At 66.3% G+C, this 14323-nt stretch carries 11 protein-coding genes; 2 read left to right on the forward strand and 9 right to left on the reverse strand.

Annotated features, from left to right (window positions below):
* Window positions 1-143: 143 nt before the first annotated feature.
* The gene (locus tag C5N93_RS01000; RefSeq protein ID WP_242557958.1) at window positions 144-1565 is read right to left on the reverse strand and encodes an aldehyde dehydrogenase family protein; all 1422 of its coding nucleotides are present in this window, start codon (window positions 1563-1565) and stop codon (window positions 144-146) included.
* Window positions 1566-1692: 127 nt separating this feature from the next.
* Here C5N93_RS01000 and C5N93_RS01005 point away from each other — a divergent pair, with 127 nt between their 5' ends.
* The gene (locus C5N93_RS01005; protein ID WP_242557959.1) at window positions 1693-2676 is read left to right on the forward strand and encodes a LysR family transcriptional regulator; all 984 of its coding nucleotides are present in this window, start codon (window positions 1693-1695) and stop codon (window positions 2674-2676) included.
* 39 nt (window positions 2677-2715) lie between these two features.
* Here the strand turns inward: C5N93_RS01005 and C5N93_RS01010 are convergent, their stop codons facing one another.
* The 8 genes from C5N93_RS01010 to C5N93_RS01045 form a co-directional block, all read right to left on the reverse strand.
* Window positions 2716-4188 (reverse strand): NAD-dependent succinate-semialdehyde dehydrogenase, encoded by a 1473-nt coding sequence (locus tag C5N93_RS01010; RefSeq protein WP_242557960.1) that lies wholly within the window; start codon window positions 4186-4188, stop codon window positions 2716-2718.
* 49 nt (window positions 4189-4237) lie between these two features.
* On the reverse strand, window positions 4238-5617 hold the full coding sequence (locus tag C5N93_RS01015; RefSeq protein WP_242557961.1) for an aspartate aminotransferase family protein: 1380 nt from the start codon (window positions 5615-5617) through the stop codon (window positions 4238-4240).
* A gap of 178 nt (window positions 5618-5795) precedes the next feature.
* Window positions 5796-7181 carry an aspartate aminotransferase family protein gene (locus C5N93_RS01020; RefSeq protein ID WP_242557962.1) on the reverse strand — a complete coding sequence of 462 codons (1386 nt, stop codon included), beginning with the start codon at window positions 7179-7181 and terminating at the stop codon, window positions 5796-5798.
* Window positions 7182-7252: 71 nt separating this feature from the next.
* Complete coding sequence (locus C5N93_RS01025) at window positions 7253-8728, reverse strand: NAD-dependent succinate-semialdehyde dehydrogenase (protein WP_242557963.1); 1476 nt, start codon at window positions 8726-8728, stop codon at window positions 7253-7255.
* Between the two features lie 143 nt (window positions 8729-8871).
* Window positions 8872-9351: an Lrp/AsnC family transcriptional regulator gene (locus tag C5N93_RS01030; protein WP_150723360.1), complete on the reverse strand. Its 480-nt coding sequence runs from the start codon at window positions 9349-9351 to the stop codon at window positions 8872-8874.
* Between the two features lie 101 nt (window positions 9352-9452).
* Window positions 9453-10541: a N(2)-acetyl-L-2,4-diaminobutanoate deacetylase DoeB gene (doeB, locus tag C5N93_RS01035; RefSeq protein ID WP_242557964.1), complete on the reverse strand. Its 1089-nt coding sequence runs from the start codon at window positions 10539-10541 to the stop codon at window positions 9453-9455.
* A gap of 2 nt (window positions 10542-10543) precedes the next feature.
* A complete protein-coding gene (locus C5N93_RS01040) occupies window positions 10544-11488 on the reverse strand; it encodes a glyoxylate/hydroxypyruvate reductase A (protein ID WP_242557965.1) in 945 nt (314 codons plus the stop codon).
* Between the two features lie 12 nt (window positions 11489-11500).
* Complete coding sequence (locus C5N93_RS01045) at window positions 11501-12100, reverse strand: amino acid synthesis family protein (protein WP_242557966.1); 600 nt, start codon at window positions 12098-12100, stop codon at window positions 11501-11503.
* 274 nt (window positions 12101-12374) lie between these two features.
* On the opposite strand from C5N93_RS01045, the gene C5N93_RS01050 reads away from it, so the two are divergent.
* Complete coding sequence (locus tag C5N93_RS01050; RefSeq protein ID WP_242557967.1) at window positions 12375-14219, forward strand: helix-turn-helix domain-containing protein; 1845 nt, start codon at window positions 12375-12377, stop codon at window positions 14217-14219.
* Window positions 14220-14323: the final 104 nt, after the last annotated feature.

Raw genomic sequence — 14323 nt, forward strand, 5'->3', positions numbered from 1 at the left:
ACCTGACGCGCCGGATTCGGCGCGTCGGTAGTAAAACGTCGTGCCTGTCGTGCCTGTCGTGCACGCAGTGCGGTGTCGATGCCTCGCTGTCGTGGCGTCTCGTTCACGTCGACGAGATGCCCGGCGTCATCGAAGCCACCGCGTCACAGCACGCCGAGGACGGCCTTCGGTTCCATGAAGGCTTCGATGCCGTAGGCGCCGTACTCGCGTCCGATGCCCGACTGCTTGAAGCCGCCGAACGGCGCCGCAGGTTCGTGAGCCAGGGTGTTGACGAGCACGCGTCCCGCTTCGATCTGCGACGCTACCGCAGTGGCGCGCGCCAGATCCGACGAGCACACATAAGCCTGCAAGCCGTAAGGCGTGTCGTTGGCGATGGCGATGGCCTCCTGCTCGTCGCGATAGGCGATGATCGAGAGCACCGGGCCGAAAATCTCCTCGCGGGCAATCGTCATGTCGTTGCGCACCTCAGTGAACAGCGTCGGACGCACGAACCATCCCGCCGCCACGCCGTCCGGGCGCCCCTCACCCCCCGCCAGCAAGCGCGCACCCTCGTCGATCCCGATGCGGATGTAACGCTGCACGCGATCCCACTGCTTGCGACTGACCATCGGCCCGATACTCGTTTGCGGATTGCGCGGATCTCCCGACTGAAAGCCCGCGACCGCCGCCACGATCCCTTCCTCGAACTCGCGCAGACGCGATTGCGGCACCAGAATACGTGTGCCGGCGATACATGCCTGACCGCTGTTCATGAACCCGGCGTTCAGGGCGAGCGGAATGGCTTCGTCGAAATTCGCATCGTCGAGCACGATCATGGGCGACTTGCCGCCAAGCTCCAGCGTCACGCGCTTGAAGGTCTCCGACGCCGTGCGCAGAATCGTGCGACCCACCACCGTCGATCCCGTGAACGACACCTTCGCGATATCCGGATGCGAACTGATCTCCGCACCGACCGTGTCGCCGCGCCCCGTCACGATGTTGAAGACGCCCGGGGGAAGCTGAGCCTCGTGGAGCGCTTCGGTCACGATGCGCGTCTGGATCGCGCTCATCTCGCTCGGCTTGATGACGGCTGTGCACCCGGCGGCGAGCGCGGCGGCCAGCTTGCCGCAGATGAAGCCCGCATCGCTGTTCCACGGCGTGATGAGACCCGCCACGCCCAGCGGTTGCATGACGACTTCCGCCGTGCCCGCGCGACGCACGAACGCGTAGGTTTCGAGCGTTTTGGCCGCTTGCTCGATGACGTCGCTCGCATGGCGGGCCATCCAGCGTGCGCGCGAGACCGGCGCGCCGTACTCCTCGATGACCGCTTCGAGCAGTTCGTCTTCGCGCGCCAGAACGGCCGCGTGCATGCGCCGCAACATCGCGATGCGCTCGTCCTTGCTCGTGCGGGAGAACGCCGGGAAGGCGCGCTTGGCCGCCGCAATGGCGCGGAGGGCATCGTCGGCATCCGCCAGACGCACGCGGCCGATGACTTGCTCCGTGGCCGGGTTGAAGAGGTCGAAGTATTCGTCGCCATGGGGTTTGACGAACGCGCCGTCGATGTAGATTTGCTCGATGATTTGCATGATTTTGTCCGGAAGCGAAGGGCATCTGCGGGGATCGCAGGGGGAACGCCGACGACTCACGATAGAGCAGCGGCATTGGCCTGACTAGCCGTACAATCGTGGATGCCTTGTTGAAGGATTCAGGACAATGAGAACATCAGGTCTTGCCGAGCTGGAAGCCGTGATGTCGGTGGCGCGACATCGGAGTTTTCGCGCTGCCGCGAACGATCTGGGCGTGTCGACGTCGGCGCTGAGCCACGCCGTGGCAGCGCTCGAAGCGCGCATCGGCGTGAGGCTCTTCAACCGCACTACGCGCAGCGTCTCGCTCTCGGAGGCGGGCGCGCAGTTCGTGAGCAGCATCGCACCGGCGCTCACGACCATTCAGACGGCGCTCGACGAGGCCGGGACATTTCGCGACACGCCGTCCGGCACGTTGCGCATCAATACCTCGGCCGGCGCGGCGCATCAGGTCATGCCGGTGCTGATCGACTTCTGCGCACGCTATCCGGACGTGAAGCTCGATATCGTGACGGAAGGCAAGCTCATCGATATCGTGATCGACGGCTTCGATGCGGGCATCCGCCTCATGGAGATCGTGCCGCAGGACATGATCGCCGTACCGTTCGGCGATCGCCAGCGCTTTGCCGTCGTGGGCAGTCCGGCTTACTTCGCGCGCCACAAGCCGCCCCGGACACCGGCCGACCTGCGGCATCATCAATGCATCCGCAGCCGGATGCCGAGCGGTGCGATCTACCAATGGGAGTTCGAGCGGCACGGCGAAGTCGTGCGCGTCGACGGCACCGGCCCGATGACGCTCGACGAGACGGGACTGATGCTGATGGCGGCGCGTGCAGGCGTGGGCCTCACGTACCTGACCGAGTGGACGGTGCAGGCGGATCTGGCGGCGGGCACGCTGGTGCGCGTGCTCGAAGCGTGGACACCGCCGCTCGACGGCCTGGCGCTCTACTACCCGGGCCGACGTCATATCCCGGCAGCGTTGCGTGCGCTGATCGAGGTGATTCGCGAACATGCCGACGCGCAACGCGTCGCACGCAACCCGCAGTCAAAAGCGCCGACAACGACGCCGACAAGGAAAAAGCGCGCTACGGCCAAACGTGGCGTAGCGCGCTGAGTCACCTGCGTCACCTGCGTCGCCGCAAGCCGACGACAATCAGTCCAGTCCGCCCTGACAGACGTACTTGATCGACAGGTAGTCGTCGAGTCCGTACTTCGATCCTTCGCGGCCGTATCCGGACGCTTTCACCCCGCCGAACGGCGCAGCCTCACTCGATACCGCGCCTTCGTTCATGCCGATGACACCGGCTTCGAGGCGTCGCGCCACGCGTTCGGCGCGACGCATGTTCTGCGTGTAGAAGTAGGCGGCCAGCCCGAACGGCGTGTCGTTGGCACGCGCAATCACTTCGTCTTCGCTTTCGAAACGGAATAGCGGCACCACCGGCCCGAAGGTTTCCTCCTGACTGACGAGCATGCCGTCGGTGACGTCGGCCAGCACGGTCGGGGCGAAGTAGTGCGGCCCGAGCGACGGCAACGTCTTGCCGCCGGTCAGCGCGCGTGCGCCGTGCGACAGGGCATCGTCGACATGGCGCTCGATCTTCTCCACCGCGCGACGATTGATCATGGGACCGATCTGCGCATTGGCATCGCTTGCCGGGGCGACGTGCAGCGCTTCCACGCGTTTGGCCAGCAACGCGGCGAACTGCTCGTAGACACCGGCCTGCACATACACGCGGTTCGGGCACACGCAGGTCTGCCCGCCGTTGCGGAATTTCGATGCCATCAGGCCTACGACGGCGGCGTCCAGATCGGCGTCGTCGAAGACGATGAACGGCGCATTGCCGCCGAGTTCGAGCGAGAGCTTCTTGAGCGTGCCGGCCGATTCGCGCGCCAGATGAATGCCCACGGCCGTCGATCCGGTGAACGTCACCTTGCGCACGCGCTCGTCCGCAAGCCAGTCGGCGACGGCCTCGATGCCGCGCGTGCGAGACGCGGTAATCATGTTGAGCACTCCCGGCGGCACGCCTGCCTCGACGGCCAGTGCCGCCAGTGCGAGCGCGGTCAGCGGCGTGTCTTCGGCGGGCTTGGCGACGACTGTGCAGCCCACGGCCAGCGCCGGGGCGATCTTGCGCGCGATCATGGCGAGCGGGAAGTTCCACGGCGTGATTGCGGCAACGACCCCGACCGGTTCCTTGACCGCCGTCATGCGTTTGCCCGGCTGTTGCTGCGGGATGATGTCGCCGTAGACCCGCGTCGCTTCGCCGGCAAACCAATCGACGTACGACGCACCGTACACGACTTCACCGCGTCCCTCCGACAGCGGCTTGCCCTGTTCGAGCGAGATCAGGCGGGCGAGATCGTCGGCGTTCGCCAGAATCAGCGCGTGCCAGCGCTTGAGCACTTCGGCGCGCTCGCGCGGCAGCCTGGCGCGCCAGGCGGGCAGCGCGCGGTAGGCGGCGTCGGTGGCGGCGCGAGCGTCGACGGCAGTGCTGTCGGCAACGTCGACGAGCAGGGCGTCGCTGGCCGGGTTAAGCACCGGGTAATGACCGGTGTCGCGGGCATCGGTCCATTCGCCGTTGATCAGGTTCTGACGGCGCATCAAATCGGGGCGTGACAGGGAAAGCGACATACGAGCGTGTCTCCGGGTATTCGGGGGCGTATCCGTGATTCGGGAGGGGTCAGGCGCGCAGTGCGGCGCGAACGTCGGCTGCTTCGAGCACGTCGTCCAGTGTGGTGCGCACGCGCGAGAACAGCTCGGCGAAGTCTTCCGCGGTGTAGCACAACGCGGGCGCAAAGCCGAGGATGTTGTCGCCGAAAGCGCGGAAGATCACGCCGTTGCGATACGCCGCTGCGCCGATGCGTTCATGCAGCTTGAGCGACGGATCGAAGCGCCGGCGCGTCGTCTTGTCCGCGACGAGTTCGAGCGCACCGAGCAACCCGCGATGACGCGAATCGCCCACGAGCGGGTGATCGAGCAGGGCGTCGAGTCCGCCCGCGAAGGTGGCGGCCTGCGCCTGACCGTTCGCCAGCAAACCGCCTTCGTCGTAAAGCTTCAGGCAGGCAAGCCCGATGGCCGCGCTCACCGGGTGTGCCGAGTAAGTCTGACCATGTCCGACGGGCGAGCCTTTCGCAGCGTCGGCAATGGCTTGATAGATGGCGTCCGACATCAGCACGGCGCCCATCGGCGCGTAGCCGGCGGTCAGCCCTTTGGCGAGCGTCATCAGATCGGGCGAGACGTCTTCCGCTTCGCACGCGAACATCGGGCCGGTACGCCCGAAGCCGGTGATGACTTCATCTGCCACGAACAGGATGTCGAGCCGCTTGCACGCGTCGCGCATGGCGCGCAGCCAGCCCTTGGGCGGCACGATCACACCGCCCGAGCCCTGCACCGGCTCGCAGAAGAAGGCCGCGACGTGTTCGGCGCCCAGTTCGCCGACCTTCGCTTCGAGCGCGGCGACCGAGGCGGCGATGATCGCCTGCGGATCGTCCGGCGTCGCGCTGCGGTACGGGTAGGGCGACGGGATGTGATGCTGCGTCGGCAGCGGCAGATCGAAGTTGCGGTGGAAGGCAGGCAGTGCCGTCAGCCCGGCCCCGGTCGACGACGATCCGTGATAGCCGCGCTCCAGCGCGATGAAGTGCTTCTTGGACGGCTTGCCGATGGCGTTGTAGTAGTGGGTGATGAAGCGCACGGCGGCGTCGACGGCGTCCGATCCGCCGAGCGTGAAGTACACGTGCTGCAACGACGGAGGTGCCAGCGCCACGAGCTTTTGCGCCAGCGTGATGGCCGGTGCCGACGCGAAACCGAAGTAGCCGGTGGCGTACGGGAGACGATTCAACTGCTCGGTCGCCGCTTTCACGATAGACGCCTGTCCGTACCCGGTATTCACGCACCACAGCCCGGCGAAGCCGTCGAGCAGGGCGTTGCCGTCGGCGTCGTGCAGCCATGCGCCATTACCGCTGGTGAGGATCGTCGCCCCCTGCGCTTCGTGTGCGCGGTAGTCGGCTACGGGATGGATCAGGAACTGGCGATCGGCCTCGATCAGCGATTCGTTGGACATGCGCGGCACCTCGGGCGGTAGGGGAAGGGAGGGGCGGTCCGCAACGTCTGTGGTGCGGACCACCATGTCATCCCATTAAAGACGCGCCGAAATTCGCGGTCATCCTACGAACCGATGGAGACGGCGGGCGCAACGTGCTGCTTCCCGTGGGGATGCGCGCCGTCATGCCACAACAGCGTTAGCGCAGTACCTGAGTGGCGACGTCGTCCACCGCGGCCCGCGCGATGCTGACCATCTCGTCGACGTCGGCGCGCGTGGCGATCAGCGGCGGCGCGAAGCCGAGAATGTCGCCGTGCGGCATGGCGCGCGCAATCATGCCGCGTGCGAGGGCTGCGGCCGACACGCGCGGGCCGACCTTCATGGCGGCGTCGAACGGCTGACGCGCCGCACCATCGGCCATGAATTCCACCGCCGCCAGCATGCCGACGTTACGCACTTCGCCCACGAGCGGATGCGCATCGAATGCCGCATGCAGCTTCTCGCCGAAGTACTTGCCGACGTCAGCCGCGTTCTGCGTGAGGTTCTCGCGCTCGAGAATGTCGAGGTTGGCGAGCGCGGCGGCCGCGCAGATCGGGTGCCCGGAATACGTCCAGCCGTGCCCCATCGGGCCGTTTTCGCGCGAGCCGCGTTCGATCACGTCCCACACGCGCTCGCCGACGATCACCCCCGAGAGCGGCGCGTACGCGCTCGTCAGCCCCTTGGCGATGGTGATGAGGTCGGGCGTCATGCCGTAGTGCTGCGACCCCATGGGCGAGCCCAGACGTCCGAAGCCGCAGACCACTTCGTCGGCGATCAGCAGAATGTCGTAGCGGCGCAGCACGGCCTGAATCGCATCCCAGTAGCCGGCCGGCGGCGCGATGATCCCGCCCGTGCCCATGACCGGCTCGCCGATGAAGGCGGCGATCGTGTCCGCGCCTTCGCGCGCGATGAGCTTCTCCAGTTCCTCGACGCAATGGGCGACGAACGCCGACTCGCTCATGCCTGCCGGCGCCTTGCGGTACCAATGCGGGCAGACGGTGTGATGCACGCGCTCGACCGGCAGGTCGAAGTGCTGATGGAAACTCGGCAGGCCCGTCAGGCTGCCGGTGACGATGCCGGAGCCGTGATACCCGCGATCGCGCGAGATGATCTTCTTCTTTTGCGGACGGCCGAGCACGTTGTTGTAGTACCAGACGATCTTGATCTGCGTTTCGTTGGCGTCCGAACCGGACAAGCCGTAGTAGACCTTCTTCATGCCGGCGGGCGACCAGTCGATGATGCGCTTCGATAGCTCGATGATGGCGTCGGTCGAATGGCCGACATACGTGTGGTAATAGGCGAGCGACGAGGCCTGCTTGTGAATGGCGTCCGCCACTTCCGTGCGGCCATAGCCGATGTTCACGCAGTACAAGCCGGCGAAGGCGTCGAGATAGCGACGCCCCTCGTGGTCTTCGATGTGCAGGCCTTGCGCGGTGCGGATGATCTTGCCGGGCAGCGTGCCGCTCGCGTGATCGGCGGCGTGCGTGGACGGATGCATGAAGTGCGCGCGGTCCTGCGCGAACCGTTGCTCGGTCGAGGCGGTCATGAGGCGTCTCCTGGATATCGGTGAGGTGAGGCGAAAGGGAAAAAAAGGAAAGCGGCGGGTCGGCAATCCCATCAGCCGTGGTGAACGGGAATGCCGAGGTTGCCGAGGCAGAAGTACTTGGTTTCGGTGAAGGGCTCGAACCCGTCGGTGCTGCCTTCGCGGCCGAGGCCGGAGGCCTTCATGCCGCCGAACGGCACCGGCGCGCCGGTGAACTTCACGCCGTTGACGCTGACCATCGCGAAGTCGAGCCGACGGATCAGCGTGAAGATCTCGTCGACGCGTCGTCCGCAGACATAAGCGGCCAGGCCGTACTCGGTGTCGTTGGCGCGGGCGACGACTTCATCGAGCGAGTCGAAGGCGCACACGGCCGAGATCGGGCCGAAATTCTCTTCGTCGTAGATGCGCATGCCGGGGGCGGCGTCGGCGACGACGGTCGGACGGTAGAACCAGCCGCCCAGCGGATGCGGCTCGCCGCCGACGGTGATCTGCGCGCCCTGACGGCGCGCGTCTTCCACGCGGGCGGCTGTCGCATCGAACACGGCCTGATGCATGAGCGGACCGACGTCGGCCTCGCCGGAGAACGCCGGGCCGACACGCAACCGCGCAACCGCCTGCGTGTAGCGATCGACGAATGCGCCATAGCGGGCGCGGGCAACGAAGATCCGGTTCGCTGCGCAGCAATCCTGTCCGGACGTCTGGAACTTCGCTGCGACGGCGATGCGCACGGCCTCGTCGAGATCCACGTCGTCGAGCACGATGAATGGGGCGTTGCCGCCGAGTTCCAGCGCGAGCTTCTTCACGCCGCTGGCCGCCGCGGCCTGTGCGACCAGTTGGCCCACGCGCGTCGATCCCGTGAAGCTGACGGCCCGCACGCGCGCGTCGCCCACGAGGGTGCGCATGGCCATGTCCGGCTCGCCCAGCACCACGTTGAATACCCCCGGCGGCAGGCCCGCTTCGTCGGCCAGTTGCGCGAGCGCCAGTGCGCTGAACGGGGTCTCGTGCGCGGGCTTCACGACGACCGTACACCCGGCGGCGAGCGCGGCGGCTGCCTTGCGCGTGATCATCGCGAAGGGGAAGTTCCACGGCGTGATGAGCGCGGCGACGCCGACCGGCTCGCGCACCGTGCCCAGTTGCGCGCCATCGATATGCGAGGTGATGCTGCGTCCGTCGAGGCGACGGGCCTCATGGGCATACCACTCGATGAACGAGGCGCCGTAGCCGATCTCGCCGCGCGCTTCGTGCAGCGGTTTGCCTTGCTCGTGCGAGAGCAGGACGGCGAGGTCTTCGGCGTGCTGCCGGATCAGTGCATGCCAGCGCAGTAGCGCAGCGGCGCGCGTGTTGGCGGATGTCCAGCGCCATTCGGCGAAAGCCCGCTCGGCGGCATCGATGGCGCTGCGGATCTGATCGCGCGTGAGCAGCGGTACGTGCCCCAGCGTCGACTGGTCGGCGGGATCGACGACGGCGATGGATGCGGCATCGTCGCTATGCGTCCAGCGTCCATCGATGTAACACAGCGATTTGAACAGCACCGGGTGGTCGAGCAACATCGGCAATCTCCTGACATGGCGTTCGTTCGTCATGCAGAGATTGTCGGGGGCATCGCGCCGGTGTTTTTTCTGTTCGGACGGTGCGGACTTCGCTTTTCTTCTGATTTACCGGCGTGCTGCCGAAAGCGTTTGCCGGACGACGCTCAGTCCGCGTCGACCCAGGCGGGCATCGTGTCCGTCGAGTCCTTTACGACCTTGGTGACGATGTAAGTGAAGTAGCGCTCGATGCCATAGTCGGCCATGAGCAGATCGTCGATGAAACGCTGGTAGTGATCGATGTCTCGCGTGAGCACATGCACGATGTAGTCCACCCCGCCGCCGGTGGCGTGGCACTGCACGACTTCCGGGGCGTCGCGCAGCCGCGCCTCGAAACGGTTCATGTCGTGGGCGGTGTGCCGTGAGAGTGTGATTTCCACGATGATGCGGCTGACCTGCACCACGCCGCTCCAGTCGACGTCGGCGCGATAGCCGCGAATGACGCCCGCCGCCTCCAGACGTTGCACGCGCTCCCACGTGGGAGAGACGGACAAATGGATGAGTTCGGCCAGACGGGACTTCGTGATGCGGCCCTCACGCGCGAGCACGCGGAGGATTGCGATGTCGAAACGGTCGAGTTTCACCATAGGCGGAGCGCTTCAGTAGGGGGCGCAAAAGAGACGCCAAGGGGCCGCAGATACGGCCCCGTAACGACAGCGTTTGCGCAATGCGCCGGCTGAGCGTGCGATCAAGCGTCCGATTGAACGCCCGATGGAACGTCCGCCAGCACACACAGCGTGTCGCCAATGCCGATGCGCCCCGGAAAGTGTCGGCCGATCAGCATACCATCGCGCTTCGCCCGATACTCGACCGGCGGCGTCCCCGTGCGGGTGATGTCGTGGATGCGCGCGACGACGTCGCAGCGCTTCACCATCGTGCCGAGGTCATGCAGCATTTCGAGCAGGCCGTCATGCTCGCTCGCCACGTAGCAATCGTCGTCGGGCATCGTGAGTTGCACCGACGCGTGTGCGTCCGACGGCTCCGCACCGTCGCGCCACGCAACGTCCGGCGGCACGATACCCGCCTGCACCAGCACGCCGTACACACCGCGATGCGCAATGGCGACGTTGCGTGCGCTCGCCGTTCCGCCACCGCCAAGTTCGGTCGTCACGAACACCTTGCCCTGGGCTTCCGCCGCATTGTCGTAAAGGCCGTGCGAATCGGGGTCGCGCATGCGCAGCGCATACGGCGCACCGAACGCGCGCATGGCGGCGTCGCATCGGGCCTGCTGTTCGGCGTTGTCCAGTTCGTGGATGGCGGCAAACGGTACGAAGTCGAGCGTACGGCCCCCGGAGTGGATGTCGAGCACGACATCCGCCTTCGGCAGCAGACAGCGAGAGAAGTAATCGGCGATGCGCTCGGTCACCGTGCCGTCGGGGCGTCCCGGGAAGGCGCGGTTGAGGTTGCCGCCGTCGAGGGGCGACGTGCGCTTGCCCGCCTGCACGGCCGGGGCGTTCATGAAGGGGATGATGATGACGGTCCCGCTCACATCGCGCGTCTTCAGTGTGTTCGCCAGTCGCGACAGCACGATGGGGCCTTCGTATTCGTCGCCATGATTGCCCCCGGTGAGCAACGCGACGGGGCCGTCGCCACGACGAATGACGGTGATCGGCACCATCACGGCGCCCCATGCGCTGACATCGTTCGAGTGCGGGACTTTCAGAAAGCCGTGCTGAATGCCGTCGCGCTGAAAGTCGACCGTCGGGTACACGCGTGGCGGGAGCGTGGGGTCATCGTGGGCGCCGGGGAGAGGAAGGGCGGCGTGATCGCGACGCATGCTCAGTATCCCCGCGTCATATCGACGTTGCCCGGAATGCGTCCCGTGGCCCGGAAATCGCGGATGTTGCCCGCGATTACCTGTGCTGCCGTTTCATGATCGGTCGGTGCCGAGATATGCGGCAATAACGTCACACGCGGGTGATCCCACAGGGAGGAATCGATGGGCAGCGGCTCGACATCGAACACGTCGAGTACGGCGTGCGAGAGATGACCCCGGTCGAGGGCATCGAGCAACGCCTGCGTGACCACGACCGGACCGCGCGAGAAGTTGATGAGCGCAGCGCCCGGCTTCATGCGGCCGAGGCGCGTAGCGTCAAGCATGCCGCGCGTCTGCGCGGTCAGCGGAATCAGGCTGACGACGATGTCGGCCGTCGCGAGCATCGCGTCCAGCCCGTCGTCGCCGGAGAGCGTCTCGATGCCGTCGAGTGTCTTCGGCGACCGGCTCCACCCCCGCACGACGAAGCCCGCGTCGCGCAGACGCGCCGCTGCCGCTTGCCCGAGTTCGCCGAGGCCGAGCAGGCCGACGGTCGTCTGCGACGGTTTGCGATACGTCTGCTGCACCCACACGCGCTGCGTCTGCTGACGCGCGTAACGAGGCATGTCGCGTTGCAGGTAATAGGTCCAGGCGAGCACCGCCTCGGCCATGGTGCGCGACATTTCCGGATCGACCAGACGCATGATCGGCGGGCTGTGGGCCGGGAGCGCCGCGACCAGCGACTCGACCCCGGCCCACAGGCTCTGGATCCACAGCAGGCCGGGCAGCGCCGCGACGTCCGCCGGGTCCGGATTCGCGACGATGGCGATCGGCGCCTGCGCGCGTTGCGACGGGGACAACGCCGCGAGCGGCGCGACGATGTCGTCGGGTAGCGCGGCACGCAGCGCGTCGAGGTACGGACGCTGGTAGTCCGCAGGCATCCGGCTCAGGAAGGCAATGACGGACGGCATCGTCACGCTCGATCAGGCGGTGGCAGTGGAGGCGGCGTCGCTCGCCATCTCTTCCATGTCCTGGAAGCGATCGGCGATACGCGGGTGGATGCGCCCGCCGTCCGATGCGCCGATGGCCAGCAGGATCTCGTCCGGCGCGGGGGCATCGGTCATCTGGAACGTCGCCGTGATGAAGTGCGAGCGCTTGCCCGTCTCCGACTTGTGGATCATCGGCACCGAGACGAGCGTGCCGGGGCCGACGCGCGTGTTGGTGAACGGCAGGAACGCCGTGCCGTTCACGGCCGTGCGGAACAGGTTGCCGAAGCGCAGCGTGTGGATGATCGCCGACGCGTGTTCGATTTCGCCGTTTGTCCCCACGACCGCGGCCTTGCCGTAGGCCTCCACGCGCTCGCCGGGCATGACCTCGACCAGACGTTGCGTCATCAGCGCGCCGAGTTCGGGCGCGAGGCGAAGGATCTCGGGGCGAAGGTTTTCCACGAAGCCCTGACCGGCCCACGGATTGCGGATCACGGCGGCAACGACGACCGTCGTCACCGGTTTGTCCGCCGCCTTGCCGCCTTCGCGATAGGTGGTCTCGACGTACGTTGCGATCTTGCGAAGCTCTTGTTTCACGGGTGTCTCCTGTTGCACTGCAATAGCGATGCCGTCGCCGTTCGGCGATGTCGAAGAAGCGACGCGGCGGCTTGGTGGCCTCACGGACGGGTGCCGCGACATGACGCGGCACCTAGGGAAAACGTGACAACGGTCGGGGAAAACGTCGACGGCTTGCCGATGAGACCCATGCTATTGCGACAGATTGGGCAGGTCTTCCGTCGGAACGTCGGAAGATCTTTTTTTTCTTCCGACGCTTTGGTGTAGATTTTTTGGGCAGGCAAGGAGACAAGCAATGCCGGAACATCATCAACGGCTCATGGCCCTGCGCCATGTCGCCAGTCAGATCAGCAACGACGAAGACATCGAAGCCCTGTTCCGCGACCTTGTGCGTGGCGCAGTGCAGCATGGCGGCTGGGACCTCGGATCGGTCATGAGCATCGATCTCGCGCACGGCTATGGACTCGTGATCACGCGCTTCGAGACGAGCATGCTGCCGCAGCACGTCGAAGACCGCTGGGAGCTGGCCACCAGTCCGTCGCTCATTGCGTTGCAGACCAACGAACCCGTCTATATCCGCGACGCCCTCGAGAGCACGCAATTCCCCGGCTATCGACGTGAGGCGCATGAGCGCGGCTATCGCACGGTGCTGGTGTTGCCGATGGCGTCGCGCGACACGGAAGGCCGGCCGATGGTACTGACGGTCGCGTCGCGCAAGGTGCGTGACGTTGGCGAAGACGACCTGACGTTCATGTCGACGGTCGTGCATCTCGGCGCGATTGCCGTCGAGCGCGCGCATCGTCAGCGTGCGCAGGTCATGGCGCACGAGCGGCTGCAACGCACGCTCGAAGCACAACGCGCACTGCTGGCCGACGTGCTCGCCGGCGGCTCGCTCGATCAGTTGACGACGTCGCTGGGCGAGCTGATCGGCCGCCCGGTGCTCGTCATCGATTTCCTCGCGAATCAGTGGCACGCCTCGTCGTCGCCCGTGCCTGCGCAGATGGACGCCGCCGCATGGACCCGATGGCTGTCCGGCGCGCAGGGACGCGAACTCGGCGGCACGGTGCGCGACGCGCTGCAACGCTACCGCCAGACACGTCTGGACGTGCCGCTCCTGCCGCCGGGACGCCAGTCGGGACAAGCCACGGTGAGCGCGGCCATCGAACCGCTCACGGTCGATGACGACCTCGTCGGCGCGCTGCTCACGTTCGGCGCAGATGCGCTGAGCGACCTTCAGCAACTGCTGCTGGAGAGCGCTCGCTTTGCGTTGAGCGTGCAACTGATGCGCAGCGTGGTGCGTTTTCGCTTCGAGACGCGCACGCTGACCGAACTGTTTTTCGAGATCGTCGAGCGCCGCTGGCGCGACGAGGACGACGTGCTTGGCCGCGCCCGGCGTCTGGGCGTCGCGCTCGATGCGCCGCTGCGCATGATGGTCGTCGACTATCCCGATCAACGGGCGAGGGGCGATGCTGCCGAAACAGGGCGTGCCGCAGGACATCTCTCGCTGGAGAGCCACAGCACCGTCGAATTGCTGGCGCGGCAGTTGAACGTGCCGATGCATATCGTGACGGTCGGCGGCGGCCTGGTCTGTCTGGTGCCGCAGGACGGCTCGACCGACGACGCGGCCCTTGCCCGTCTGGCCCGGCGCATGAGCGACGCGCTCGCCCGCTCGCTCGGACGCGAGCCGATCGTCGTGATGAGCGACGTGTGCGAAGGACTGGAGCCGCTGGCGCGGGAGTGGGAGCGCTGCTGGCGCATGATTCGCGTGGCGCGCAAGTTCGGTCGTAGCGGGCCGCTCGACATGCCGGGCCTCGGGCCGTTGCCGATGCTCATGGGCGCGGCCGATTCGTCAGACGTTCACGGCTTCGTCGACGGCACGATCGGCAAGCTCGTTGAGCACGACCGGCAATCGGGGTCGCCTTATCTCGAGACGCTCGCGGAATACCTGCGCTCCGGTTGCCGCAGCCAGCCGTGCGCCGATGCGATGGGGCTGCACGTCACCACGCTGCGCTACCGGCTGGCGCGCATCCAGGAGTTGTTCGGTATCGACGTGGAGACGCCGGAGCGTCGCTTCGCGGCGGAGCTTGCCATTCATCTGCATACGCTGACGAATGGCGGCGCGCGGGGCGGGCATCCATGAAAACCCTGCCGCGCAATCGAGAGTAAATGATCGCGCTTCTCCTGCGAATCGACGGAAGCTGACAAAAAAGTCCTCGCATATCGTTGACCTCAACGTAATGACGT

It is taken from the genome of Pandoraea sp. LA3 (assembly GCF_022696215.1).
In the GTDB taxonomy this organism is placed as follows: domain Bacteria; phylum Pseudomonadota; class Gammaproteobacteria; order Burkholderiales; family Burkholderiaceae; genus Pandoraea; species Pandoraea capi.

Coding starts and splice junctions, on each gene's coding strand:
- C5N93_RS01000 (WP_242557958.1), bottom strand. CDS start 1,565: ATGCAAATCATCGAGCAAATCTACATCGACGGCGCGTTCGTCAAACCC.
- C5N93_RS01005 (WP_242557959.1), top strand. CDS start 1,693: ATGAGAACATCAGGTCTTGCCGAGCTGGAAGCCGTGATGTCGGTGGCG.
- C5N93_RS01010 (WP_242557960.1), bottom strand. CDS start 4,188: ATGTCGCTTTCCCTGTCACGCCCCGATTTGATGCGCCGTCAGAACCTG.
- C5N93_RS01015 (WP_242557961.1), bottom strand. CDS start 5,617: ATGTCCAACGAATCGCTGATCGAGGCCGATCGCCAGTTCCTGATCCAT.
- C5N93_RS01020 (WP_242557962.1), bottom strand. CDS start 7,181: ATGACCGCCTCGACCGAGCAACGGTTCGCGCAGGACCGCGCGCACTTC.
- C5N93_RS01025 (WP_242557963.1), bottom strand. CDS start 8,728: ATGTTGCTCGACCACCCGGTGCTGTTCAAATCGCTGTGTTACATCGAT.
- C5N93_RS01030 (WP_150723360.1), bottom strand. CDS start 9,351: ATGGTGAAACTCGACCGTTTCGACATCGCAATCCTCCGCGTGCTCGCG.
- doeB (WP_242557964.1), bottom strand. CDS start 10,541: ATGCGTCGCGATCACGCCGCCCTTCCTCTCCCCGGCGCCCACGATGAC.
- C5N93_RS01040 (WP_242557965.1), bottom strand. CDS start 11,488: ATGCCGTCCGTCATTGCCTTCCTGAGCCGGATGCCTGCGGACTACCAG.
- C5N93_RS01050 (WP_242557967.1), top strand. CDS start 12,375: ATGCCGGAACATCATCAACGGCTCATGGCCCTGCGCCATGTCGCCAGT.